Origin of the sequence: Rhodococcus sp. EPR-157, from assembly GCF_001647195.1 — a bacterium.
In the GTDB taxonomy this organism is placed as follows: Bacteria; Actinomycetota; Actinomycetes; order Mycobacteriales; family Mycobacteriaceae; genus Rhodococcoides.
This window is the reverse complement of sequence record NZ_LVCV01000671.1, coordinates 1-1,868: the sequence shown is the minus strand read 5'-3', so window position 1 is coordinate 1,868 and position 1,868 is coordinate 1. Positions and strand designations below refer to the sequence as shown.

Annotated in this window: 2 protein-coding genes and 1 riboswitch; both genes read left to right on the top strand. The window is 62.6% G+C overall.

Annotated elements, in window-relative coordinates; translation table 11 throughout:
* Positions 1-266 precede the first annotated feature (266 nt).
* Positions 267-548 (top strand): hypothetical protein, encoded by a 282-nt coding sequence (locus tag A2J03_RS28810; RefSeq protein ID WP_068381486.1) that lies wholly within the window; start codon positions 267-269, stop codon positions 546-548.
* Positions 549-663: 115 nt separating this feature from the next.
* Positions 664-828: riboswitch (cyclic di-AMP (ydaO/yuaA leader) on the top strand.
* Between the two features lie 43 nt (positions 829-871).
* Positions 872-1,405: a C40 family peptidase gene (locus A2J03_RS28805; RefSeq protein ID WP_068381483.1), complete on the top strand. Its 534-nt coding sequence runs from the start codon at positions 872-874 to the stop codon at positions 1,403-1,405.
* Positions 1,406-1,868: the final 463 nt, after the last annotated feature.

Here is a 1,868-nt window from a genome sequence, read left to right as displayed (position 1 = left end):
CTCGGTGATTGCCTCGGTATCGGCGCTGCCCCCCGTGGTCTCGAGGTCGACCACGACGAACGTCGTTTCGTGCAACGGAGTGTCGAGTTCGTCGAAGCTCAGTTGGATCGGCAGGCTCACAACTCAGGACGGTAGCGCCGCATACCGACAGGAAGCCGGCGTGATGAGCGGCGGTGACCGCTGAGGGAAATGTGTCGGAGTGTGCCGTTAGGTTCGGGACGAGCGACCGAAAAGGCCAGCTGACCTACGAAAGAGACGAGGATCACATGATCGTCGATTGCGGTGATTGCAGGGTGCGCGACATCTCGTGCGCCGACTGTGTTGTGACGGTCCTCCTCGGGGCTCCGGGATTGCCCACGAGGGACGGTGTGCACGTCGGTTCGGGGCCGCCTCGAATTGCCCTCGACCAGGAGGAATTGGGTGCGATGGACATCCTTGCAGAGGGTGGTCTCGTACCGCGTCTGCGTCTCGTGACGGACGGTGAGGAGCCCTCCGTCGATGGGTCGTTATCGCATCGTGACCCCGCGGGCGATCGCCGCGCGATCTAGCGCGGAATCGAACTTGACCCGACTCGTCGGCGCGTTGGGGTCGACACGGGGGTATGCCATTTCGTAACCTTCCTGAGACCTTGCGGAGTCTCGCCAGTCCAAACCGGAGTGGCGTCGCAGGGCACCGCCTAATCGGGATGCACGCAAGAGCACCCGTACCGGGAACCCGATTTTTATTGGGGTGAATCCCGCCGAATCGCGAAAGCGACGACGCGGGTAGGGCTGATCTTCCCAGCCCGAACCCGTCAGCTAACTCGGTCGGCGGATGAACGGAAGAAACGGAGCAACCCCTTCTCGTGGCGTCACATACTTCAACCCGTCAGATGCGTCGAATTCTCGTAGCAGGTGCGATCGCCGCGGGTGCGGTCGTTCTACCCGCTGCTCCCGCAATGGCGGCTCCCATCACCATCCCCGGAATCGGCACTTTCGAGGTTCCGGAAATCCCAGGTCTTCCTCCGCTGCCTGCCGAGATCCCGGGCATGCCAGGCGCGCCTGCCCCCGTGGCACCTCAGGTGACACCGGCAGCCAAGGCCGTACAGGCCGCTGAGTCGAAGATCGGTGCGCCGTACGTCTACGGCGCAGCGGGTCCGAGTTCGTTCGATTGCTCGGGTCTCGTCCAGTGGGCCTACAAGCAGGCCGGAATCAGCCTTCCTCGTACCAGTTACGACCAGGCCGCCGCCGGTACTCCAGTGTCCATGTCGGACCTGCAGCCGGGCGACGTCGTGTCCTTCTACGGCGGTTCGCACTCCGGAATCTATGCAGGCAACGGCAACGTCATCCATGCATCGACATCGGGCGTTCCTGTGAAGGTCGCTCCCGTGTCTTCGATGCCCTCCGATGGAGCGCGTCGCTACTGATCTCCATGATCGACCCCTTCCGACAGCATCAGGTTGCAGCCGTCTTCGGCGCGCCTGATGCTGTTGGTCGTTTCGGGCCGAGATGGTCGGTCGTCACTCACTCGAATGGACTCTCGCGATACCGTTCCGTAACCTAGCCGAGTCCGTCGGTCCAGCAAAGCCGCCGGATCGTCGAGAAATGTCCGAGTTCTACGACTCGATTTCTCCCCGACAGGCCCTACTCATGGGTAGGGTTTGTTTTCCACACGTTATCGTCGCCCAGCCGGGTGGCTGGGACCCGAAGTTCGTTCCACCGGTGCAGTTCGATCGTGTCCATCCGGTTGCGCTGATCACTTGGCCGGTTCAACAGCAAGAACGGAGACACACTTTCTCGTGGCGACACCGACAGTCAAGCGCGTCACCCGCTCCAAGCGGAGCGTTCTCGCAGCCGCAGTGCTAGCGGCGTGTCTCGTGGTCGGTCCGA